General features: G+C 63.0%; 19 protein-coding genes. 14 read left to right on the top strand and 5 right to left on the bottom strand.

The genetic code is table 11. The annotated features are described in order from the left end of the window. Window positions 1–103: 103 nt before the first annotated feature. A complete protein-coding gene (locus V5738_RS13650; RefSeq protein ID WP_423821358.1) occupies window positions 104–2,080 on the top strand; it encodes a PKD domain-containing protein in 1,977 nt (658 codons plus the stop codon). Between the two features lie 106 nt (window positions 2,081–2,186). On the opposite strand, the gene uvrA is transcribed toward V5738_RS13650, so the two are convergent. Continuing rightward, window positions 2,187–5,111: an excinuclease ABC subunit UvrA gene (uvrA, locus tag V5738_RS13645; RefSeq protein ID WP_423821357.1), complete on the bottom strand. Its 2,925-nt coding sequence runs from the start codon at window positions 5,109–5,111 to the stop codon at window positions 2,187–2,189. A gap of 208 nt (window positions 5,112–5,319) precedes the next feature. On the opposite strand from uvrA, the gene V5738_RS13640 reads away from it, so the two are divergent. The 4 genes from V5738_RS13640 (at window position 5,320) to V5738_RS13625 (ending at window position 8,419) form a co-directional block, all read left to right on the top strand. Next, window positions 5,320–6,690 (top strand): MFS transporter, encoded by a 1,371-nt coding sequence (locus tag V5738_RS13640; RefSeq protein WP_423821356.1) that lies wholly within the window; start codon window positions 5,320–5,322, stop codon window positions 6,688–6,690. Window positions 6,691–6,862: 172 nt separating this feature from the next. Further along, a complete protein-coding gene (gene ssb / locus V5738_RS13635) occupies window positions 6,863–7,402 on the top strand; it encodes a single-stranded DNA-binding protein (protein WP_423821355.1) in 540 nt (179 codons plus the stop codon). 116 nt (window positions 7,403–7,518) lie between these two features. Next, window positions 7,519–7,818: a metal-sensing transcriptional repressor gene (locus V5738_RS13630; protein WP_423821354.1), complete on the top strand. Its 300-nt coding sequence runs from the start codon at window positions 7,519–7,521 to the stop codon at window positions 7,816–7,818. Between the two features lie 343 nt (window positions 7,819–8,161). Beyond that, window positions 8,162–8,419: a hypothetical protein gene (locus V5738_RS13625; RefSeq protein ID WP_423821353.1), complete on the top strand. Its 258-nt coding sequence runs from the start codon at window positions 8,162–8,164 to the stop codon at window positions 8,417–8,419. Window positions 8,420–8,553: 134 nt separating this feature from the next. Here the strand turns inward: V5738_RS13625 and V5738_RS13620 are convergent, their stop codons facing one another. Beyond that, entirely contained in the window at window positions 8,554–9,792 is a 1,239-nt protein-coding gene (locus tag V5738_RS13620) for an FAD-dependent oxidoreductase (protein WP_423821352.1), read from the bottom strand. Window positions 9,793–9,934: 142 nt separating this feature from the next. Between V5738_RS13620 and V5738_RS13615 the strand changes: the two genes are divergently transcribed. From V5738_RS13615 to cydC, 6 genes are all read left to right on the top strand, one after another. Next, complete coding sequence (locus V5738_RS13615) at window positions 9,935–10,804, top strand: MBL fold metallo-hydrolase (RefSeq protein ID WP_423821351.1); 870 nt, start codon at window positions 9,935–9,937, stop codon at window positions 10,802–10,804. A 97-nt stretch (window positions 10,805–10,901) separates the two neighbouring features. Further along, entirely contained in the window at window positions 10,902–12,338 is a 1,437-nt protein-coding gene (locus V5738_RS13610; protein ID WP_423821350.1) for a cytochrome ubiquinol oxidase subunit I, read from the top strand. 8 nt (window positions 12,339–12,346) lie between these two features. Further along, a complete protein-coding gene (locus V5738_RS13605) occupies window positions 12,347–13,387 on the top strand; it encodes a cytochrome d ubiquinol oxidase subunit II (RefSeq protein WP_423821349.1) in 1,041 nt (346 codons plus the stop codon). A gap of 26 nt (window positions 13,388–13,413) precedes the next feature. Further along, entirely contained in the window at window positions 13,414–13,617 is a 204-nt protein-coding gene (locus tag V5738_RS13600) for a hypothetical protein (protein WP_423821348.1), read from the top strand. A 28-nt stretch (window positions 13,618–13,645) separates the two neighbouring features. Beyond that, window positions 13,646–15,436, top strand: coding sequence for a thiol reductant ABC exporter subunit CydD (cydD, locus tag V5738_RS13595; protein WP_423821346.1), 1,791 nt, complete (start codon window positions 13,646–13,648; stop codon window positions 15,434–15,436). Continuing rightward, window positions 15,433–17,151, top strand: a complete 1,719-nt coding sequence (cydC, locus tag V5738_RS13590) for a thiol reductant ABC exporter subunit CydC (protein ID WP_423821345.1) — start codon at window positions 15,433–15,435, stop codon at window positions 17,149–17,151. The genes cydD and cydC overlap by 4 nt, the downstream gene beginning before the upstream one ends. 16 nt (window positions 17,152–17,167) lie before the next feature. On the opposite strand, the gene V5738_RS13585 is transcribed toward cydC, so the two are convergent. The 3 genes from V5738_RS13585 to V5738_RS13575 form a co-directional block, all read right to left on the bottom strand. Beyond that, window positions 17,168–18,121, bottom strand: coding sequence for an ABC transporter substrate-binding protein (locus tag V5738_RS13585; protein WP_423821344.1), 954 nt, complete (start codon window positions 18,119–18,121; stop codon window positions 17,168–17,170). A 100-nt stretch (window positions 18,122–18,221) separates the two neighbouring features. After that, a complete protein-coding gene (locus tag V5738_RS13580; protein WP_423821343.1) occupies window positions 18,222–19,628 on the bottom strand; it encodes a sensor histidine kinase in 1,407 nt (468 codons plus the stop codon). Further along, window positions 19,625–20,293 carry a response regulator gene (locus tag V5738_RS13575; protein ID WP_423821342.1) on the bottom strand — a complete coding sequence of 223 codons (669 nt, stop codon included), beginning with the start codon at window positions 20,291–20,293 and terminating at the stop codon, window positions 19,625–19,627. The genes V5738_RS13580 and V5738_RS13575 overlap by 4 nt, the downstream gene beginning before the upstream one ends. A 166-nt stretch (window positions 20,294–20,459) precedes the next feature. On the opposite strand from V5738_RS13575, the gene V5738_RS13570 reads away from it, so the two are divergent. The 3 genes from V5738_RS13570 to V5738_RS13560 are packed head-to-tail and all read left to right on the top strand — an operon-like array spanning window position 20,460 to window position 23,425. Beyond that, a complete protein-coding gene (locus V5738_RS13570) occupies window positions 20,460–21,464 on the top strand; it encodes a Bug family tripartite tricarboxylate transporter substrate binding protein (RefSeq protein ID WP_423821341.1) in 1,005 nt (334 codons plus the stop codon). Further along, complete coding sequence (locus V5738_RS13565; RefSeq protein ID WP_423821340.1) at window positions 21,454–21,903, top strand: tripartite tricarboxylate transporter TctB family protein; 450 nt, start codon at window positions 21,454–21,456, stop codon at window positions 21,901–21,903. The genes V5738_RS13570 and V5738_RS13565 overlap by 11 nt, the downstream gene beginning before the upstream one ends. A 10-nt stretch (window positions 21,904–21,913) precedes the next feature. Then, the gene (locus V5738_RS13560) at window positions 21,914–23,425 is read left to right on the top strand and encodes a tripartite tricarboxylate transporter permease (RefSeq protein ID WP_423821339.1); all 1,512 of its coding nucleotides are present in this window, start codon (window positions 21,914–21,916) and stop codon (window positions 23,423–23,425) included. Window positions 23,426–23,456 lie beyond the last annotated feature (31 nt).

Raw genomic sequence — 23,456 nt, 5'->3', positions numbered from 1 at the left:
GGCGAATGTAAACTTGATTACTGAGCGCTCTTATTATAACAAATAATAAGCGCGTTTGAGGGAGATCCCCGTCTCGTCGAGACGGATATTGGGGGGACAAACTATGTTTTCGAATCGATCCATGGGCTGGGTGCTCGGCCTGAGTCTTGCGTTGGTGATCGCTGGCTGTGGCGGCGGCGGTGGCGGCGGCGGCGATGACGACGATGGGGATAGCGGCAGCAGTGGTGGCGGCAGCAACGGCGGCGGGGGCAATAACAACTCCAGCTGCTCGATTCCTTCGGGCTTCATTGACGAAGCCGGGCCGAACCAGAGCGTCAAGACGGGGTCGATCGTTCAGCTCGACGGTTCGGATAGCCGTGGCGAAGACGGAGACGATCCCGACAGTTACCAATGGTCGTTCACTTCGCGCCCGGATGGCAGTAGTGCGGAACTGAGCAGCAATAGCAGTGCGGCGCCCCAGTTCACGCCTGACGTCAACGGCGAGTACGTCGTTCAATTGACCATCGACGGCATCGACTGTGAGGACGCCACCGATAGTGTCGAAGTCACGGCGACCCAGTCCGGCGAAAACGGCGCCCCGAATGCCGCGGCCGGTACCAATCAGACCGTTACCGTGGGCGATACCGTCACCCTCGACGGTTCGGATAGTTCCGACCCAGACGGTGGCTCGCTGGACTATAGCTGGGAGTTTGCTTCCCGCCCGGACAACAGCGACGCCAGTCTGTCGAATAGCAACGTTGTATCGCCATCCTTCACTGCCGACGAAGCCGGCACCTATGTGGTGCGCTTGCAGGTAGGCGATCGCTCCTCGGTCAGCGATAGCGATGAAGTCACGATCGTGGCCCAACAAGATACGCGGCCGACCGCGGATGCAGGGCCGGATCAGTCGGTGGGTATTGGTTCGACGGTTCGTCTGGATGGTTCCGACAGCAGCGATCCGAACGAACAGCTGATCACCTACGATTGGCACTTCCTGTCGGCCCCCGAGGGCAGCAATGTTCAGCTCGCGGGCGAAGATACCGTGCGCCCGGTGTTCCAGCCGGATCTGGCCGGTACGTATGTTGCCTCGCTCACGGTCAATAACGGTGACAGCAGCAGCGAGCCGGATACGGTCATCGTCACGGCCTCGCAGGGCAATAGCCGCCCGGTGGCCAATGCGGGCACGGATCAGAATGTTTCGACCGGTGTTGTAGTCAATCTCGATGGTGGCGAGAGCTTCGATGCCAACGGCGATAACTTGGGTTATCACTGGGTATTGTCGTCCATGCCAAGGGGCAGCCAGACCTCGTTGACCCGCGGCAGTTCGGCGACTCCGTCGTTCACCCCGGACGTGGCAGGTCAATACGTAGCCCAACTTCGGGTCGACGACGGCACGCTTATGAGCGCGCCGGACAGTGTGGTGGTTACGGCGGCTGCCCAGAACAGCGCTCCGGTGGCCGATGCCGGCAATAACCAGAGTGTGAATGTGAGCCAGCAGGTTTCGCTCAATGGCAGCGACAGCTCGGATGCCAACAGCGACTCGCTCAGCTATCACTGGCATATGGTCTCGCGGCCCGAGGAAAGCTCGGCGTCGCTGAACGACGCAGACAGCATTGATCCGGACTTTACGGCCGATGTAGCCGGCTTCTATGTGGTCTCCTTAACGGTCGACGACGGCCAGACCGAAAGTGCCGAGGACCATATGATCGTCACGGCAACGCCGGCACTGGCGCTGTATGTGAGTCGCGGCGATTCTGGCTATGAGCTGCTGGCTGACTCGGGTGGTTCGGATGACATCACCTTGGCTGCGGGTACCAGCGACGCGCTGTTGAACCGGTTCCGCCTGCGGGCACTGGGTAGTGACTACACCATCGAAAACATTCGCACGACTGCCGACAACACCAGCGATGGGACGCCGGTAGAGTCGTACTTCGACGGTCTGTCAGAAGGTCAGGAAATCGATGCTGGCGACAGTCAGGACTTCCAGACCCGCCTGCGCTCGGTGCCGAACGAGCAGGGGACTTACCATATCGAGCTGCGCTTCACGGCCCAGCCGAGCGGTCGGAACTACAACTTCACGTACAACGTCGAAGTCAACTAACGGCCGATGAGGAACCGGCGGCGAAGCCGCCGGTTCTGGTCGTACGATCCCTAGCTCAACAGAGCAAACGGCCGGCTTTTTAGCCGGCCGTTTTTTTTGGGCGGGATCAGCTGCCGGTTGCCTTTTTCTTGCTTGCAGTTTTGGATCGGCTCGAAGCGGCTTTCTTGCGCTGTGTCTTCTGCGGTCGAGCATTGCTGGACCCCGCTGTTTCCAACATGGGCTTGAGAAAACGCCCAGTGTGCGAGGCTTCACAAGCCGCCACGTCTTCGGGGGTTCCGGAGACGATGATCTCGCCGCCGCCTGAGCCCCCTTCGGGGCCAAGGTCGATCAGCCAGTCGGCGGTCTTGATCACGTCCAGATTGTGCTCGATCACTACCACCGCATTGCCGGCTTCGCGTAGGCGCAGCAGGACACCCAGAAGCTGCTTGATATCGTGGAAATGCAGACCCGTGGTCGGCTCGTCCAGCAGATAAAGAGTACGCCCGGTATCGCGCTTGGACAGCTCGCGAGCGAGCTTGATGCGCTGGGCTTCACCACCGGACAGGGTAGTCGCGTTCTGGCCGAGCTTGACGTAGGACAGGCCGACGTCTATTAGCGTCTCGAGCTTGCGTCTGAGGCTCGGTACTGGTGAAAAGAACTCGGCCGCGGCCTCGACACGCATGTCCAGCACGTCGGCGATGGTCTTGCCTTTATAGTGAACTTCTAGCGTCTCGCGGTTGTAACGCGCCCCGCCACAGGTTTCGCAGGTGACGTAGATATCCGGTAGAAAATGCATCTCCACCTTGATGACGCCGTCGCCCTGGCAGGTTTCGCAGCGCCCGCCCTTGACGTTGAACGAAAAACGTCCCGGCTTGTAACCACGGGCCCGGGCTTCCGGCGTATTGGCGAACAGCTCGCGGATGGTGCCAAACAGGCCGGTATAGGTCGCCGGATTGGAGCGCGGCGTGCGCCCGATTGGGGCCTGGTTGATGTCGATGACCTTGTCGAGATTGTCCAGCCCGTCGATGGCGGTGACCGGCGCAGCCCGGGCCACGGCCCGGTTGACCTGGCGCGCGGCGGCCGGGAACAGGGTCTCGTTGATCAAGGTCGACTTGCCGGAGCCGGACACACCCGTGACACAGGTGAGCTGGCCCATCGACAAGGCGGCGTCGACGTTCTTCAAGTTGTTGCCGCGGGCGCCGCGAATCCGAATTTCGTGTTCGCGGTCGTAGGGCACGCGCTGTTTCGGAATCGGGATGGTCAGCTTCGAAGACAGATACTGACCGGTCAGCGAGGCCTCATTGGCCGAAATCTCGGCGGCCGTGCCCTGGGCGATGAGCTGGCCGCCGTGATCGCCGGCCCCCGGGCCCATATCGATGACATGATCGGCCTCACGGATAGCGTCTTCGTCGTGCTCAACCACAATCACGGTGTTGCCGAGGTCGCGCAGGCGTTCGAGCGTATTGAGCAGGCGCCGGTTGTCGCGTTGATGCAGGCCGATCGATGGCTCGTCGAGCACATACATTACGCCCACCAGGCCGGCGCCGATCTGGCTGGCCAGTCGAATGCGCTGGGCCTCGCCACCGGACAGGGTCTCGGCCGATCGCGATAGGGTCAGGTAGTTCAGGCCGACATCGAGCAGGAATTTCAGGCGCTGATTGACCTCCTTGAGAATCGGCGCGGCGATCTCGGCGCGATGGCCGGGGATGTTTAAGTTCTCGGCGATGTCGTAGGCGCCCGAGATGCTGGCGGCATTGATCGCCGGCAGCGTTTGGTCGGCTACTCGGACGTGCCGGGCGGCCTCGTTGAGCCGGGCCCCGTCGCAGGCCGGGCAGGCCTTGTCCGACAGATATTTGGCCAATTCCTCGCGCACCGCCATCGAGTCGGTTTCGGCATAGCGCCGCTGCATGTTGTCGAGTACGCCCTCGAAAGCATGCTTGCGCACCCGCGTGCGGCCCCGCGCGTTGACGTAGCGGAACTCGATTTTCTTGCCGCCGGAACCGTTCAGAATGACCTTGCGGGCTTGTTCCGGCAGATCGCGCCAGGGCGTGTCGACATCGAAGTCGTAGGTATCGGCCAAGGATTCGATTAGGCCGAAGAAATAAGGGTTACGCCGATCCCAGCCGCGTACCGCGCCGCCGGCCAGACTCAGCGAGTCATCGGTGATCACGCGATCGACATCGAACACGCTTTGCGAGCCCAGCCCGTCGCAGGTCGGACAGGCGCCGTGCGGCGAGTTGAAGGAAAACATCCGCGGTTCCATGTCGTTGATGGAGTAGCCGCAGACCGGACAGGCGAACTGGGAGGAAAAGACTTCCGGCTCGGCCCCGCCGCGCCAGGGCATGATCCAGGCGATCCCCTCGGATAGGCGCAGCGCGGTCTCGAAGGATTCGGCCAGCCGCTGCTGGATGCCGTCGCGGATCTTGAAGCGATCGACCACGACTTCTAGGTCGTGCTTCTTCTTCGGATCGAGTTCCGGTACGCCCTCGTCGAGTTCGACGATTTCGCCGTCGACGCGCATGCGTACGAAGCCCTGGCCGCGCATCTGCTCGAAAATCTCGCGGTGTTCGCCTTTGCGCGAGCGAATCACCGGGGCCAGCAGCATCCAGGCGGATTCGGCCTCTTTCTCCAGGGTCTGGTCGACCATTTCCGAGACACTCTGAGCGGCCAGCGGTTCACCGTGTTTCGGGCAGTAGGGGGTGCCGGCACGCGCGAACAGCAGGCGCAGATAGTCGTGGATCTCGGTGACCGTGCCGACCGTCGAACGCGGGTTGTGGGACGTCGATTTCTGTTCGATCGAGATCGCCGGCGACAGTCCCTCGATGGCGTCCAGATCGGGTTTTTCCATCATCGACAGAAACTGCCGGGCATAGGCCGACAGCGATTCGACATAGCGCCGCTGGCCCTCGGCATAGATGGTATCGAAGGCCAGGCTGGACTTGCCGGAGCCGGACAGACCGGTAATCACGATCAGCTGATCGCGGGGCAGGTCGACGTTGAAATTGGCGAGATTATGCGTCCGCGCGCCGCGGATGCGGATATGGCTTTCCATGAAGGACCGTATCGAAAAAGGTCAACCGCTGAGTATACCCAGAGCGACAACCGAGCCGTAATCTGGGTGACTCCGGATGCTGTGCTAATCTGTCGCGCCTTGTCGCCGGGCGCGTTCGGCAATAAGGCGCCACGGTCGAAATGCGATATACGCTGCGGTGGGGCCCAACGGGCCGGCAGCCGTTGGCGTGACCAACCACGGGCGACGTATGAACAAGCTTGAAACGCGGGCCGCATTTTCGTTGGCGGGTATCTTCTCGCTGCGAATGCTTGGCCTGTTCATGATCTATCCGGTCTTTACGTTTTATGCCCAGCATCTGACCGGTTCCACGCCGACCACGGTTGGGCTGGCGCTCGGTGCCTATGGTCTGACCCAAGCGCTGTTACAGATCCCGTTCGGCTTTGCCTCGGATCGTATTGGGCGCAAGCGCATGATCGCAATCGGGCTTGTGCTGTTCGCCATCGGTAGCGTGGTGGCAGCACTATCGAACTCGATCTATGGCGTGATCCTGGGGCGCATCCTGCAGGGCGCGGGGGCGGTCGGCTCGACCATCCTGGCGCTCAATGCCGATCTGACCCGCGAGGAATCGCGAACCAAGGCCATGGCCACCATCGGCATGACCATCGGGCTGGCGTTCGCGCTGGCGCTGGTGCTCGGGCCGGTGCTCAATGCCTGGGTCGGCGTGCCCGGCATCTTCTGGTTCACCGCGCTGCTGGCCCTGGCTGGTATTGGCGTGCTCTACGGGGTGACTCCGCGGCCGCCGGCCACGCGTTCGCATCGCGATACCGAGGCCGTGCCCGAGTTGTTTGGACGGGTGTTGCGCAATACCGAACTATTGCGTCTGGATTTCGCGATTTTCGCGCTGCACGCGATCCTGACTGCCAGCTTCATTGCGCTACCGCATATGCTGCGCGACGTGCTCGGTATCCATCAAAACTATCAATGGATCATCTATCTCCCGGTGCTGGCCTTGTCGGTCGGGATCATGATCCCGGCGATCATCGTCGCCGAAGCCAAACGGCGGATGAAATCGGTGTTCGTGGCCGCCGTGGCGGTGCTGCTGGCGACGCCGACCGTGCTCGCGATCTATCGCGGCAGCTTGGCGGAGATCGTGATCGTGATGGTGCTGTTCTTTGCTGCCTTCAACATTATGGAGGCCAGTCTGCCGTCGTTGATCTCGAAAGTGGCGCCGGCCGATGCCAAAGGTACTGCGATGGGGGTCTATTCGTCGTCGCAGTTTTTCGGCATCTTCATCGGCGGCACGATCGGGGGCTGGGCTTACGGATTTGGCGGCACTTCCGGCGTGTTCACCTTCTGCGCAGTCGTAGCGGCGATCTGGCTGGTGATCGCGGCCACTATGCCGCAGCCGCGCTTCGCGCGTACGCATATGCTGCATGTTGGCGATATCGATGATGCCACCGCAGGCCGGCTGGCCGCCGAGATCGAGGCCGTCGAGGGGGTCTTCGAAGCGGTCGTGGTGCCAGCCGATGGCGTGGCCTATATCAAGTTCGACGGCAAGGTGGTCGATACCGAGCGCTTCGAGCGTTTCGCCTCGGGCACGGCGAGCGCGTCGAGCTAAGCCGTCGATCAAGCCCTTCGAGCGGCGCGTCGTGTTAACGCGGCCGGTCGTGTCGGCTCGCCGTGGCGGGGTCTGCGACGGTACGGGCGTCGCGCATCGCGCCGGCCATGTAGAATCGGCGCATCGAAAGCGTTCTTATTCGCGCAATACTGCATACGTACGGAGTCCTGTCATGGCAAGTCGAGGCGTCAACAAGGCCATCATCGTCGGTAATCTCGGGGCCGATCCGGAAACGCGCTATACCGCGGGCGGTACGGCCGTGACCAACGTGAACATCGCGACCTCTGAAACCTGGCGGGACAAATCCTCAGGCGAGACCCAGGAACGCACCGAGTGGCATCGGGTGGTGTTTTTTGCGCGCTTGGCCGAAGTCGCTGGCGAGTATCTGCGCAAGGGCTCCAAGGTCTATGTCGAAGGACGGATCCAGACCCGTAAATGGCAGGGCCAAGACGGCCAGGACCGCTATACCACCGAAATCGTGGCCAACGAAATGCAGATGCTCGACTCGCGTGGCGGTGGCCAGGGCGGCAGTGCTCCGTTCGGCGGAGGCGGCGGTCAACGCAGCCAGGGGGGCCAAGGTGGCAACCAGGACGGCGGCTATGGCGGCGGCGGCCAGCAGCGCAGTGGTGGCGGCCAGCAGTACCAGCAGCCGCCGCAGCCGGCCGGCGACCCGGGTTTCGATGAAGATCTGGACGACGATATCCCATTCTGAGGCGTGCGCGTTCCGGCGGCAGGCGAGCTGCTCTGTCGCCGGAGCGCCCGGGTTCGCTGAAGTCTTGGCCGAGTCCGCTGACGGCTCACGTTTGGATCGCGTACTGGAGTGTTGCCATGTCTGAAGCGGCTGATCCGGCTTTCGATCCCGAGTGGGAGTCCAATAAGGCGGCGCTCGTGCGCCGGCTCAAACGCATCGAAGGCCAGGTGCGTGGGTTGCAGACCATGATCGAGCGTGAGGCCGAGTGTGAAGATATCGCGGTACAGATGTCGGCAGCGCGCAAGGCGCTCGATCGCACGTTCTACAACATGCTGTCCTGCGTCATCGAACGCGAACTTAATTGCGGCCAGCTCGATGCTGAGAACACCCGTGAGCGCTTGAAATACGCTACCGAGTTGCTGGCGCGCTACGGCTAGCTGGGCTCGCCCAATAGTCGATCGACCGTCAAGCCGCCTACGATCAACGCCGCGAGGACAATCAGCCCCGCGCGGGTCGAAACTCAGCGCCGCCAGCGCCGGGCCAGTAACCGGCCAACCTTAGCCGATCCCAAACAATAGGGTGCCGACCAACAGCTGCCGATCGATTCGTGTGGCGCTCGGCCGGTGTATTTGTGTATCCGCCCAGGGCCGGTGCCAGTACCGCAGTACGGCGAAGCCCGAAGCCGAACAGCAGGTCGGCCATCAGTGCGATGCGGTGTCGAATCATGAGCCGAGTCCGAATAGGTGTCGGGCAACGATCGCCGTGATGACAGCGTAGACTATGAATACGATTGTGGCGGCGATCGAACGTCGCGAGCGGCGGACGTTGCTGCAGATGCCGTGGCCGCTGGTACAGCCCGAGCCGGGTACCGATACCGACCAGCAAGCCGGCGGCGATCAGCGCCAGCGTGGAAAAGCCCTGACGGATCGGAATATCGCCCGGCCACGGCGTGACATACAAGGTGGCACCCAAAACCAGCCCAGAAGAAAACTTGCCCGCCAGCTCTGCTATCGGCGAGACGATACCAGTGCATGCTAAAAGCCGGCAGTGCCCGCGATGCGGCCCATACCGGCCATCGGCCTACGAGTGCGGCCATGCCGATCAGGCCGCCGACGAAGGCGAGGGCCGGTGTAAAGTTGGTGAATGGGGCCCAGCTTCGATCGTTGATCCGGCTATGCCGTCGAAGCCGGCCGTGGCTTGGGACGAGGCGCCGACCAATGTCGGCCCTTGAGCATGACCTGCCAATACAGCCACGGAAAGACATGTTTTTTTAGCGGCCAGTGGATAGGGCGCGGCTGGGTTGGATCGAGCGGGAAGCTGGAAACCACTTCGCCGTCGTAGCGAAATTCCGCAAGCAGCACTTTGCCGTGAGCGACCGTCAACGGACAGGCGCCGTAGCCGTCGTATGGCTCGGTTTCGACGGCTGCGCCAAGCGCACGGCGTAGCGCCCCGACCACGACTGGAAACTGGCGGCGAACTGCAGCCATGGTCTTGGCGTTCGGCGTATCGGTACAGTCGCCGAGCCCGAACACGTTGTCATAGCGGGTATGCACGAGCTGGTGTTTGTCGACCGTCATCCAGCCGCCTGGGCCGGCCAGCGGGCTGTGTTTGAGCACATCCGGCGCCGACTGCGGCGGCACGACATGCAGCATATCGAAATCGGTGGTCACCGGGCCGTTAGCGGTCTTGAACGTCGCCTGTTGCCCGGGGCCGTCGACCGCGATCAGATCGTGACCGAAATAGGGCGTCGCACCGTAGCCGGCAATGATCTTGTCCAGTTCGCGAGCATAGGCCGGTACGCCGAACATGGCGCCGCCCTGATTATAGAAAGCGAGATCGGCGTCGACGTGGCGCCGGCGCAGCGTATCCGCGGTCAGATATAGCGCCTTCTGCGGTGCGCCGGCACATTTGATCGGCATGGCGGGTTGCGTGAATACAGCACGCGCGCCGTGGCCCAGGCCCTGGGCGAGTTGATGCGTATAGGGCGCCAGATCGTAGCGATAGTTCGAGGTGACGCCGTTCTGCCCGAGGGTATCGGCCAGCCCGTTGATTGCCTCCCAGTCGAGCTGCAGGCCCATCGCGACGACGAGATAGTCGTATTCCAGCGTCGTACCCGAGGCGAGCTCGAGACGATTGTGCGCCGGATCGAAGCCGGAGGCAGCATCCTTGATCCAGGTGGCGCCTTTCGGGATCACCTGCGCCGTCTGGCCGCGGGTATCCCGGGCACGCATGTCGCCGCCGCCGACCAGTGTCCAGCCGGGTTGATAATCGTGGTGTTCGCTGGGCTCGACGATGGCGACATCGGTTCCGGAGTCGGCCCGTAGCAAGGCTGCGGCTACCGGGATCCCGGCCGTGCCCCCTCCAACGATGACGATCCGATGTTTGCCCGTCTTGCGACCCGCCACGCTCATGCCGCTTTTCCTCGAGTTGAAAGCATACCCTTAGGGGTATAATTTTAACTAAAAGCATATGCAAATAATTGAAATGCATATGCGCTATGGGTGGTACAGAAACCACCGCGCAACTCTACTCTCCGCGATCGAGAAATGCCTTATGGCCCAGCAAGCGCCCGAAGTCGTCGGCTTCTATGAACCCAAAACCGGCAGCGTGCAGTATGTCGTGATCGATCCGGCGACCGAGCACTGCGCGATCGTCGATCCGGTCTGGGATTATGACGAGACGGCCGCCCGTACCTCGACCGAATGCGCCGACCAGATCACTGCCTTCATCGATGCTCGGGGTCTGACTGTCGAATGGATTCTGGATACCCATCCGCATGCCGATCATTTTTCGGCCGGTGTGTTGCTAGGCGAACGCTACGGGGCGCCGCGGGCGATCGGCGAGAAGGTAGTCGAGGTCCAGAAACTCTGGAAAAAGATCTACAACTTCGGCGACGATTATGCGACCGATGGCCGCCAATGGGACCGGCTGTTCGCCGATGGCGAGACTTTCAAGCTGGGCGAGATCGATGTGCACGTCATGCATTCGCCGGGCCATACCCTGGCCTCGATCACGTATGTGATCGGCGATGCCGCGTTCGTGCACGACACCTTGTTCATGCCCGATAGCGGCACCGCCCGCGCCGATTTTCCGGGCGGCGATGCGCGCACGCTGTTCCACTCGATCCAGCGGATCCTGGCGCTGCCTGATGCCACCCGAATCTTCGTCGGCCACGATTACCGACCGGACGGACGCGAGGCGCGCTGGGCGTCGACCGTGGCCGAACAGCGTGCCCACAACATCCATCTGCAGGACCAGCCGAGCGAAGGCGAGTACGTGGCCCTGCGCGAGGCCCGAGACGCCACATTACCGCTGCCGGACCTCATGCTGGCAGCATTGCAGATCAATACCCGCGGCGGGCGGCTGCCAGAATCCGAAGCCAACGGCCGTGCGTATCTCAAAATTCCGGTGAACTGTTTCTAAACGGCGGTTTCGGCCGCTGCGACGATCGGTCGCGCCGACCGTGCATCAGACGAAGGTATCATTGCGCGGGTCGAACCGCTAAACAGGTTGAGGCGATATGGAAAGTGCAACTGCGATCATGCTGTCCCGGCTGGATTTTGCATGGGTGGCGAGCATGCATTTTCTGTATCCGCCGCTCACCATCGGCCTGGCGTTGCTGCTGTTCTTCGCCGAATGGCGCTGGATCCGCACCGACGATGATGGCTGGTATCGGCTGACCCGATTCTTCGAGAAGCTGTTCATCATCAATTTCGGTGCCGGCGTGGCGACCGGCGTGACCATGGAGATGGCGTTCGGCATTCTCTATGGTCCGTTTTCGCAGGCGGCCGGGCCGTACTTCGGCAACGTACTGGGCTATGAAACGATCACGGCCTTTATGTACGAGGCCGGCTTCATCGGCCTGATGATCTTCGGCTGGGGCAAGATCAGCCGCGGCATGCATCTGTTCGCGACCTTCAACGTGTTCGCCTCGTCTACGCTCTCGGCGTTCTGGATCATGAACGCCAATTCCTGGATGCAGACCCCGGGTGGGGTAGAGCTGCGCGATGGCATCTTCCACGTCACCGACTGGAGCGAGGCGATCTTCAACCCCAGCTTTCTGACCTCGTTTGCCCATATGTGGGTCGCGGCGATCGAGCTGGCGCTGTTTTTCGTGATCGGCGTATGCGCTTGGTACTTGCTCAAGAACCGCTACACCGGACTGTTCGCCAAGCCGCTCAAATACGCTTTGGTCGCTGCCGCCGTGATCGCGCCGTTGCAGGTCTTTCTCGGCGACGAACTGGGCCAAGTGATCGGCGAGCACCAGCCGGCGGCGCTGGCGGCGATGGAAGGGCACTACAAGACCTATGCCGAGGACGGTAGCGTGAATACCGGCTGGCATATTATCGCTTGGCCGGACGATGCGGCAGGTGATAATCGCTGGGCGATCACGATCCCGCATGCGCTCAGCCTGATCGAAACCCATAGCTGGAATGGCGAGGTCATGGGGCTGGACCAGGTGCCCAGTGCCGAGCGGCCGCCGGTGTGGATTCCGTTCTATGGCTTTCGGGTGATGCTGGCAATTGGCTTTTTCCTTGTGCTCGTGGCCTTCTGGGGTGCCTGGCTGACCTATCGACAACGCCTGGCCGACCGTAGGACGCGCTCGACGCGCTGGTTCTTGAGAGCCGCAGTATTCGCTGCCTTTCTGCCGTTCCTGGCGATCTGGACTGGCTGGTGGACGCGTGAGATTGCCCGCCAGCCATGGCTGGTCGACGGCATGATGCGTATCGAAGATGGGGTCAGCCGCATGACTGTGCTCGAAGCCAGCATCTGGCTGGTCGGCTTCGTGATCTTCGAGCTGGTGGTCTGGTATTTCACTTGGTACTTCATGGCCAAGGTGATTCGCCACGGTCCGGACCTGGAAGCGCCGGTGCTGCGCGGCGGCCACGAAGCGCTCGGCCATCTCGAGCCCGAGCCGGATAACGACCAGCCGCGCCCGGCTTACGAACGACCCTGAGGATGGCCATGGACGCAGATATCGGACAACTTCGGCTGCTGGTGATCTATGCCTGGTGGTTTGCGCTGGGCTTCAGTCTGCTGCTCTACATCATGCTCGACGGCGCCGACCTAGGCGCCGGGGTATTTTCCCTATTCGTGCGCGATGCCGATGAGCGCGGCGGCATTATGGCCGCCATGGCCGGCACCTGGGATGCCAACGAAACCTGGCTGATCGTGGCCGGCGGGGTGCTGTTCGGTACCTTCCCGCTGGTTTATGGCTCCGCGTTTCACTACCTGCTGGTGCCGCTGGTGATCGTGCTCTGGAGCATCATGATGCGGGCGATTGCGCTTGAATTTCGGCATCACTCCAAGCGCTCGACCCATCTCTGGGACGGTCTGTTCGGCATCGCCAGCCTGACCACACTGTTTTTTGCCGGCATGGCGATGGGCGCGGTGCTGGAAGGCTATCCGCTGACCGACGACACGGTGCCGACGTATGTGGGCGGCATGGGGCGTTTCGTCTCGCCGTTTTCGATCTGGACCGGCATCGGCGCGGTAGTCGCGGCCTCATTGGCCGGCAGCCTGTTCGTGCGGGCCCGTTTCGAGCGCACCGAGGATATCCGCAAGCAGGCTGCGGTCTGGGTGGACCGTTCGTTTTATGCCTCGCTTGTCGCGGTGGTCGTGACCGTGGTCTGGAGCCTGCTCAAATTCCCCTGGGCAGCGGAAAAATGGCTCGGGCCGTATTTCTGGGCTTGGGCCCTGGTGGGCGTGGCGGTGGTCTACACGGTATTTCGCATGCGTCGTTCGGCGCGGCTCGGCCGCGATCTGTTTGCGATTCTCTGGCTCAACGCCGCCATCGCGATCATGTGGCTGTCGATGATGGTCACCATGCTGCCGTGGCTGGTGCCGGGTACCTGGACCATCTACGACGCTGCCAGCCCGTCGGTCTCGCTGGTGACCTTCACCATGGCCATGGGCGGTTTCCTGCCGGTGATGCTGGTCTACAACTGGTATCAGATCTGGGTGTTCCGGGCGCGGATCTCCAAGCTCACGGGCTACGGCCATTGAAGCCGCGGCGGCATCGATCCGAGACGGTGCGACGGCGGCACTGGCCGACCCTGGGCCTGGCCGCGGCCTTGCTCGGGCCGCCGTTGCTCGGGCTGGTCATGATTGCGCGTTTTTTCGGCGGCATGGACCGCGGGCTGTGGTGGATGGCAGCCGTCGTGTTCGTCTTCGGGCTGGGGCTGATCGTTGGTCTGGCCCGGCTGATACGCCAGCCGGGCGAGCCGCCGGGCTGATTGCACAAGACGGTCGATCGCGAACGCCATGACTGAGCAGACCCGTCGATCGAGCAGCACCGGCCGACAGCGCGGCACCATCGAAGCCTGGCTGCGCCAACGGCTGGCCGGCGAGCGCGCCATGCTGGTCGCCACGTTCGTTGCCGGCGCCCTGGATGCGCCGTTGATGATCGCCCAAGCGTGGCTGCTGGCCTTGATCGTGAATGCGGTGGCAATCGACGGCCAGGGCTTGGCCGGCGTCACGTCTTGGTTGGTTTGGCTGTTGGCGGCGTTTGCCGGGCGCGCGGTGGCGTCGATTTTAAAAGAGGGGCTGGCCTTCGAAAACGCAGCGCGTATCAAACATCGCCTGCGTGATGAGCTGTTCGGGCGGCTGCTAGCAGCCGGACCGGCCACGGCCCGAGATCAGCGCGCGGGCACAACCGCGCATCTGCTGGCAGACGCGGTCGAAGCCATGGACCGCTATTACCGCGATTACCTGCCGCAGATGCTGCTGGCAGCGATGCTACCGATCGTTTTATTACTGGTGATCTTTCCCAACGATTGGGTGTCAGGGCTGATCTTGTTGATCACAGCGCCCCTAGTACCGTTTTTCATGGTGCTGATCGGCAAGGGCACCGAATCGCTCAACCAGCGCCAGTGGCGACGCCTGGCCCGGATGAGCGCGCATTTCTTCGATGCCATCGAAGGCGTGACTACGCTCAAGCTGTTCGGCGCCAGTCGGCGTGAACTCGATGCAGTGGCCGCCATGGCCGAAGGGTATCGCCGCGACACCCTGGCCGTGTTGCGGCTGGCTTTCGTGTCGTCACTGGTGCTCGAATTTCTGACCACCCTCGGGATCGCCATGGTGGCGGTCTATATTGGGTTTCGGCTGTACTACGGCGAGATGGCGTTCTGGCCTGGCTTGTTCGTGCTATTGCTCGCGCCCGAGTTCTATCGGCCGCTGCGTGATACCGGCGCCCAGTACCATGCCCGCATGGAAACGATCGGTGCGGCCGAAGGCCTGATCGAGCTGAGTGCGCAGGCGCCGGCCAGTCCCGCCGATGCCCAGCCGCGGGTGCCTTACATCGCGCGGCCGCAGCGGCTGGTCTGCCATGGGGTATCCTTTGCCTACGGTGACACCCGCGTACTCGAAGGCGTTGATCTATGCCTCGAACGCGGTCGCCCGGTCGCTCTGGTCGGGCCGAGTGGAGCAGGCAAGACCACGCTGTCGTACCTGCTGTTGGGTTTCATGTCCCCTGGGGCAGGAACGATCGACATCGACGGCCTGGATCTGGCCGATGTCGCGCCCGCGGACTGGCTGCAACGGGTGGCCTGGGTGCCACAGACGCCGACGCTATTCCACGGCAGCATCGCCGACAATATTCGGCTGGCCTGGCCGGCGGCCGATGACGCTGCCCTGCGCCGGGCAGCGCGTCTGGCCAATGCCGATGAGTTCATCCGTGCATTGCCGGCCGGTTATGAGACCGCGGTGGGCGATCATGGCCAGGGGCTGTCGGGCGGTCAGCGCCAGCGCATCGCGCTCGCGCGGGCGTTTCTCAAGGACGCCGATTTAGTGGTGCTGGACGAGCCGAGCGCGGCGCTCGATCCAGCCAGCGAGGCCCGGATCACCGAGGCCGTCGATCGGTTGGCGGCCGATCGTCTGGTGCTCACGATCGCGCATCGTCTGGATACCGTGCGCCGTGCCCACGAAATCCTGCTGCTGGAGGCCGGCCGGGTGGTCGAGCGCGGCGATCACGAGACGTTGATGGCTGCCGACGGTGCTTATGCCCGGCTATGGTCGCTATATCGTGCCGACCATGCGTTCGAGTCGGGCTTATGAACGAGTGGCGGCGGTTGTTCGGCTTGCTGTGGCCTTATCGCGGGCTGCTCGTGCTCGGCGTGGGCCTGGCAACGCTCGTGGTGGTGGCCAACGTCGCATTAATGGCGCTGGCCGGCTGGTTTATTACCGGCATGGCATTGGCCGGGCTCGGCCTTGGCAGCATCAACTATTTCGCGCCGGCTGCCGGCATCCGTGGGCTGGCGATCATCCGCACAGCCGGCCGTTATCTGGAACGTCTGATCACCCATGATGCCACGCTGCGGCTGTTGAGCACGCTGCGGGTAGAGTTTTATGCGCGGCTCGAGCCGCTCGCGCCGGCCGGTCTACAGCGATTTCGCGGCGGCGACCTGCTGAGTCGCATGCGCGCCGATATCGACACCCTCGACAACTTTTATCTGCGCGTGATCGCGCCGGTGGTCGCCGCGGGCTTGAGCGTGGTCCTGGTTAATGGTTTTGCTGCCTGGTTCAGCCCGGCGGTGGCCCTGGTCAACGTGCTGGGCCTGGTCGCTGCGGGGGTATTGCTGCCCGGGTTGGCGTATCGGCTGAGCCTTGGTACTGGGGCCGAGCGGCGTCAGGGGCTGGCGGATCTGCGGGCCACGGCGACCGACAGCCTGCGCGGTCTGGGGGAGCTCTGGGCCTGCCAGGCCACGGCCCGACAGGCCGCGCGGATGCAGAGACTATCGGCCGGGTTAATCCGTGCCCAGCGCCGCGATGCCTGGCGCGATGCCGTGATCAATGCCGCATCGGCCAGCGTGTCGCGGCTGACGCTCTGGGGTGCGCTGATCTGTGCGGTGCCGCTGGTCGGTAGTGGCGTGATCGATGGTCCGGTACTGGCGATGCTGGTTTTTCTGGTCATGGCCAGTTTCGAAGCCGTGGCCCCGCTGCCCGCTGCGCTGCGTGCATTGGGCGAGACCAAGGCCGCAGCGCAGCGGGTGTTCGAAGTCATCGACGCCGAGCCGGCTGTTGTCGATCCGGCGATGGAACCAGCCCCGCCGGCGACTTTCGATATCGCTCTACGCGATGTGTATTTTCGTTACGACGACGCCGCGCCCTGGGCGTTAGCCGGCACGAGCTTGACGCTGTCGCCTGGCCGCGCGCTTGGTCTGGTTGGCCCAAGCGGGGCGGGCAAGACGAGCATCGTGAATCTGCTGCTGCGCTTCTGGCCTTATCAGGCTGGTGCGATCGAGATCGGCGGCGTGCCGGTCGAGCGCTATACGGCCGCCACGCTGCGGCAATGGTGTGCAGTAGTCGCCCAACACACGCATCTGTTCAACGCCACCATTGCCGATAATCTGCGCATCGCCGATCGGCAGGCCGACGACGACCAGCTGTATGCTGCGTTGGCTCAGGCGGGGCTGGCCGAGCGCGTTGTCGGTATGCCACGCGGGCTCGATACGTTCGTTGGTGAGACCGGTGTGATGCTGTCCGGCGGTGAGGCCCGCCGGCTGGCCATCGCCCGGGCCGTGCTCAAGAAGGCCCCGATTCTGATTCTCGACGAACCGACCGAAGGGCTCGACCCGGCCTCCGAAGCCGAAGTGCTGACCACGCTGGCGCCGTTGATGGCGCGCACGACCACGCTCGTCATCACGCATCGGCCCTCGGTGCTGCGCTATGTCGACGAAATCGCGGTCGTCGAAGCGGGGCGGGTGATCGAACAGGTCGATCCGCGGACATCGAGCACGGCCGTGTTTCGGCGCTATCTGCGTATCCCTTGACATGCCGAAGTAAGGCTCATCGAGGCTTCGGCGCCGATGGCATGGGCCGGTTGTCGGCCTCTGTTGTCGAACGGCGGCCTCGATTGCGCGCAGCGCTGTCGAATTCGTGACGCCAGCGCTCAAGGAAGCGTTGACGACGGCCCGGATCGGCGGCTGCCATGAGTCCTGCGTCGATCGGAATAGGGTAAAAATTACCGTCCGCCGGTTTCGAGCCGGCGCGAGGCAACCCGTCGAGCGGCGTATGCGTGGTGAGCACCCGTTGTCCGGCGGGACTCAGCAAGTAGTCGACGAAGATCTGCGCGGCATTTGGATCCGGCGCGCGCGCATGGACGAACACCAGACGGCGAAGTACGAGTGCATAGTCCGTGGGTACGACGACACGGATATGGGGATGGGTGGCCGCCCATTGCCGGGCATAGGAACCGATCAGGTTATAGGCGAAATCGAAGCGGCCCGAGGATAATCCCGCGAGCATGGCTCGGGTATTAGCCATAGGCGCGGCACCGGCTCGACCTAGGCTTGCGATCAGTTGCCAAAAGCGGGCTGTGTAGCCGGCATCTGCCTGATATAGCGCATAGCCGATTTCGCTTTGCCCCGGGTCGTAGAGCGCGATGCGACCAGCCAGTGCCAAGGCTTGCGAATTGAGCAGGCGAAACAGCGCGTCGTGGCTGGTCGGAACGGTTTCGGTAGTCAGCCGGTCGCTGCGATAGGCAAAGACCACGGGTTCAAACGAAAAACCGAAGACGCTGTTGCGCCATTTTGCACTGGCTGGCCAGTCGCGGGAGGCTGAGCTGTCGAGGCGGGCGGCATACCCGGCGTTGACCAGACGCATCTGAGCCGGCATCGCGGAACTGATGACGACGTCCGGTGGCGCGTCTTCATTTCGTACCCGGCGATTGACTTGGGGGGTCGACAGGTCCTGGTAGTGCAGTTCGATATCAGGATGATGGGCAGCAAACCGGTCGAGCAACGGCTGGATCGCGCCGCGGTCGAGTGCAGCGGCAATCACTAGCGGCTCGCCTCGGCCGACGCTGACCAGGCCTAGAATCAAAGCCAGCGCGACGATCATTTTATGCATGGTGGCCCGAATCCGGTTCGGCGATCGGGAACGTCACGACCACGCATAGCCCGTTCGGCGCGCCATTGCAGATCTGCCAGTGTGCCGAGTGCTGTTGGGCTACGGTTGCCATGATCGCCAAGCCGAGGCCGGAGCCGCTATCGTCATGGCGTCGGCCCCGGTCGAAGGCCTGATGCAAAGTGGCAAGCTCGGCTTCTGTGACGCCGGGCCCATTATCCGTCACGCTCAGACGCATGCCGGCCCCGGCCCGGACCACGGCCACTGTGACGGTGCTGCCGGCCGGGGTATAGCGCAGCGCGTTATCGATGAGATTGTCGATCAATGCCCGCAGCGCCCAGGGGGTGCCGCGGATGGGCGCGTCGTTTCCATCGGTTTCGAAGCCCAGATCGTGATCACTGGCCGATTCGCGATCGACCCAGTCGAGGGTAGCTTCAGCAGCCAAGGTGTCGAGATCCAGCTGCTGTTGCGGCATGCCGACTGTTCGATCCAGTCGAGCGATATGCAAAAGCTGATCGGCAAGGTGGCTGGTGCGCCCGGCGGCGCAACAGATGCGTTCCAGGGCCTGGCGCCAGGCAACTGGATCGGTTTCGGCCAATGCCGTTTCGGCGCTGGCCCGCAGCCCTGCGAGTGGGGTGCGCAGCTGATGGCTCGCATCGGCAGTCAGGCGTAACAACGCGGTCCGCGCCGCGCGCTGGCCGGCGAGTTGTCCATCCAGGGTATGTACGAACTCGCCCAGTTCGCGAGGCACGACAACCGACAGCGGCGACAAGTCGTCCGGTGCGCGCTCGCGCAGCCGCTCGCGCAACCGGGCCAGCGGCGCGAGCGCGCTGGCGATAGCAAGCACGCCTAATGCCGCGGCTGCTGCGATTAATACGCAAAACCGTATTAGCGCTGGCCAGAAGACCGAACGCGCCAGGGCATCACGACCTGCCGTGGTATGGCCGACCCATATCTGTAGATTGGCTTGCTGGCGGCCCCAGCCGGCCAGGTCGAAGACGCGGCCATGAATACGCCAGTCGGTGTCGTCGTAATATAGGTCGTGCCAGGCCCCTTCGGCATCGAGATGGTTGCGCCAAGCGTTTGGAATCGATAGGTCGAGATTGGCCGCCAGCTGCTGGCCGCGCCGGTTGAATACCGCGTAAAACACCCGTTCTTGTTGATCGGTGGAGAGCATCCGTAGCGCCGCGGCCGAGATGGAAACCGTCGCCTGACCCTGGCTCCAGCGAATGCCGTCGGCGATCGCCAATGCAGCATCGTCGAGCTGGGCATCGTAGGCACGCCGGGCCTCGGTGCGTGCATCCAGCCATGCATCGATCAACAGGACCGTGCCCAGTAGCGCTGCACCCGCGGCCAGCCACAGCGCCAACCGTGCTCGCAGGCTACGACTGATCTCGATCATGTTCGCTCGGGTTCCAGGCGGTAACCCAGCCCGCGTAATGTGCGAATAGCGACGCCGGAGCCCTGCAGACGTTTGCGGAGTCGGCTGACATAGACCTCGAGCGCGTTCGAGCCGACTTCATCGAAGCCAAACAGCCGTTGTTCCAGGAGCTCGCGGGTCACCGTGCGTTCGGCGCCGGCCAGCAATGCCTCGAGCAATCGCAGCTCGCGTCGTGGAAGATCCAAAAGAGTCTCGCCGAGCCAGGCGGTGCCGGTGGTCGAGTCGAGGCTGACCGCGCCCAGCGATAGACGATTATCGGTGCGCTGGCGAGCTCGACGCAGCAGAGCCCGTACGCGTGCTTCGAGTTCGGCCATTGCGAACGGTTTGGCGAGATAGTCGTCGGCGCCGAGATCCAAGCCGCGAACGCGGTCGTCAAGCGTGTCGCGGGCGGTGAGGATCAACACCGGCGTCACATCATCGACGGCTCGCCAGCCTTCCAGTAAGGCCAACCCATCGCCATCCGGCAGGCCGAGGTCGAGCAGGATTAGATCGAAATCGTCGTGGCTGCGGGCATCGATCGCTTCGGTGCGCCGAGTTGCGATGTCGAGCGTGTGTCCCAGGGCATCGAGGCGAGCGCCGATGGCTTCGGCGATCAGCCGATCGTCCTCGATCAGCAGCAGCCGCATGCCACTAAAGTCGATGGGATAAACACGCTCGATGACAGGTTCATGACAGGTCGCGAGCCTAGCATGGATGCGTGCTGCAAACGCCGAGTGCTCTATGGCGTTGCCTTGAAACAACCGGTCTGGCGCTCAGCCGCGGTGACCCGACCGTCGCATCGATGAGGAGAAGATGAAGACTCGCCTATGTCGCGGGCATTGCCCGTTATTGTTGCTGTGTCTGCTGGTTTGGGCGGCCTTGAGTACGGGTTGTCAGAAACAGCAGGCCGGATCGAACCCCGAATGTATTGCGCCGGCCAAGCCGGGCGGTGGCTATGACCTGACCTGTCGACTGCTGGCCAATGGGCTGCAACATGCCGACCTGATCGGCCAGCCCATGATCGTGAGCTACATGCCGGGCGGGATCGGCGCTGTGGCCTACAACCAAGTCAATGCGACCCGTGATCGAGATCCGGATCTGGTGGTTGCTGCGAGCAGCGGCGCCGCGATGAACCTGGCGCTCGGCAAGTTCGGCCACTATGGCGTCGATACCGTGCGTTGGCTGGGTGCATTCGCGACCGACTATGGTGTGGTCGTCGTACCGGCCGATTCGCCGTACCACGATCTGTCTGAGCTGGTGGCCGCGCTCAAGCACGACCCAGGTTCGATCGTGTTCGGCGCCGGTGGCTCGATCGGCAGTCAGGATTGGATGAAGGTCGCGCTGGTGGCCCAGGCCGCCGGTGTGGCACCGAAAAACTTGCGATTCGTGTCCTACGAAGGCGGTGGCGAGGCCCTGGGCGCGCTGCTCGGCCACCACTTGGATGTTTTTACCGGTGATGCCTCGGAGATGGCGGGCCATCTGGGATCCGGTCGGGTTCGGGTGCTCGCTGTCTTGGCCGATCATCGTTTGGGCCGAGAATACGCCGATATTCCGACTGCCAAAGAACAGGGCTACGACATCGAATGGCCCACTTGGCGCGGTTTCTATATGGGGCCGAACGTATCAGATGCGGACTACGAGCGCTGGGTGCATAAGCTCAAGACGCTCGTGGCCAGCGAGCAGTTCAAGACCCGGCGCCGCAAGCAGGGGTTGTTCCCCGAGGCCCGCTTCGGCCGCGAATTTGATCGCTATGTCAATCATCAAGTGGCCGAGTTCAGGCAGCTCGCCAACGACGTAGGGTTGGGCCATGAGCAATAACACACGCAACGATCGCATCTTCGGCGCCGTGTTGTTGGCGCTGGCGATCGGCTTCTTTGGGGTGGCGCTTGCCATGCACGTGCCGTTTGCCTACGACCCGCTTGGGCCCAAAGCGTTTCCGATGATTTTGTCGTTGGCGCTGGGGGTAATGGCGCTGAGTCTCATCGCCCGGCCAGCATCCGGCACAGGGCTGCCCGGCGGTCGGGTCGGCCTGCAGCTGCTCGGCGTACTGATCGTATTGGTCGCCTACGGCGTGTTGTTTACTCGAATTGGCTACCTGATCAGCACGGTCGCTGCCATGACCATTCTGGCCCGGATTTTTGGCGCGACCTGGATCAAGGCCGGCATAACCGGCGTGGCGCTGACGGCGTCGAGCTATGCCTTGTTTGCCTGGGCGCTGGGCATCGCGCTGCCGATCGGCAGCTGGCTCGTCTACTAGGAGCGCAGTCATGTTTGATTACCTGATTCAAGGCTTTGGCGTTGCGCTAACGCCACTCAATCTGTCTCTGGCACTGATCGGGGCCACGCTGGGAACCTTTTTCGGGGCGCTGCCAGGTATCGGGCCGATCAATGGCATCGCCATCCTCATGCCGCTGGCCTATACGCTGGGGCTGCCTGCCGAATCGGCGTTGATTCTGCTGACCGGTATCTATACCGGAGCCGAATACGGCGGCCGTATGTCCTCGATTCTGTTGAACGTGCCCGGTGATGCCGGCGCCGTGATGACGACGCTCGATGGGCATCCACTGGCGCGTCGCGGCCTGGCTGGGCCGGCACTGGGGTTGTCAGCGGTCGCCTCGTTTGTTGGGGCAACTCTGTCGATCCTCGGGCTGACGCTGTTCGCGCCCCTGTTATCGAAGGTCGCAGTCATGTTCGGTCCGTCCGAATTCTTTGCGCTGATGGTCTTCGCGTTTGCTTCGATGGCCGTGATGATGGGACACGATCCACTCAAGACGGGTATTGCGACCGTGCTCGGCGTGATGATCGCCATGATCGGCGTCGATTCGTCTACCGGCATCATGCGCTATACCTTCGGCCAGCCGGCGCTGTTCGACGGCATCGATTTCGTGGTGCTGATCATCGGCTTGTTCGCGGTCAGCGAGATCCTGTTGATGCTTGAGCAAGCCGTGCGCTCGGGCGATAGCGACATGCCTAAACTCGGGCGTATCTTCATCCGCTTGAAAGAGGTGATGGCATGTCGAGCGACGATCCTGCGCAGCGGCGTGATCGGGTTCGTCATCGGCACCTTGCCAGGCACCGGGGGATCGGTAGCGAGCGCGGTGGCCTATACCACCGAAAAACGCATCAGCGATCGCGAAGGCACGTTCGGCAAGGGCGATATGCGCGGTCTGGCGGCGCCCGAGGCCGCCAATAACGCGTCGGCGGTCAGCTCTTTCATTCCGTTGCTCACGCTCGGTATCCCGGGATCGGGAACCACCGCGGTGTTGTTGGGCGCGCTCATGCTCTACAACATTACGCCCGGGCCGCTGATGTTTACCCAGCATCCGGAAGTCGCCGGTGGTGTGATCGCATCGCTCTACATCGGCAATATCGTATTGTTGGCGCTCAACCTGCCGCTGGCCGGAGTGTTCGCTCGAGTGCTGACGATCCCGAGCTGGGTTCTGGTGCCGTTCGTGGCGCTGCTGGCCTTCGTTGGCGTGTATCAACTGCATTCCGATCCCATGGCCATCTATATCATGCTCGCCGTGGGCGTCTTCGGCTATGTGCTGCGCAAGTTCGGTTTCTCGCTGGCGCCGGTGATCCTGGGCTATGTCCTGGGCGGGTTGGCCGAAACCAATCTGCGCCGGGCGTTGGCGATGAGCGGCGGCTCGCCGGACGTACTCTGGAGTTCGGGCATTTCGCTGGGGTTGTATGCCGCGGCCATCGCGTTGTTGGTCGCGCCGTGGCTGCTCTCGCGGTTCATCGACGACCGGCGCGTCGGGCAGGCGGATACGGGCTGAGTCGGTTCGCAGCTAGCCGGGTAGCGCCGTG

Source organism: Salinisphaera sp. SPP-AMP-43, from assembly GCF_049568105.1.
GTDB lineage: Bacteria > Pseudomonadota > Gammaproteobacteria > Nevskiales > Salinisphaeraceae > Salinisphaera.
This window is presented reverse-complemented; position numbering and strand designations above follow the sequence as displayed.